At 64.1% G+C, this 273-nt stretch carries 1 protein-coding gene; it reads left to right on the forward strand.

Annotated features, from left to right (window positions below; all coding sequences use genetic code 11):
• On the forward strand, positions 1-273 hold a 273-nt coding region (locus AX708_RS20720), incomplete at both ends, for a hypothetical protein (protein WP_197426335.1).

Raw genomic sequence — 273 nt, forward strand, 5'->3', positions numbered from 1 at the left:
CTCCGATGGAGACGCTGACGAACAGCAACAACCTGTGGCGCGACATCGGGCCCGGTAGTCCGGCGCGTGCCCAGAAGTTCCTCACGCGCAGTGGCACCGGCGTGACCTCGTCGATCGTTCGCTGCAACACCGCCTATTCAACGCTCGACGCGCAGTGGACGGCGGAAATTGATGCCGATCTGCCGCTGTTTGCCAAGGGCGCCTATCCTGATCTGCTTGACACCATCGCCGCGCAGCGCCTGAGGAACGACCTTGGCATCGTGGCGGGCACCA

The sequence above is a fragment of the Erythrobacter sp. CCH5-A1 genome (assembly GCF_001557115.1).
GTDB lineage: Bacteria > Pseudomonadota > Alphaproteobacteria > Sphingomonadales > Sphingomonadaceae > Erythrobacter.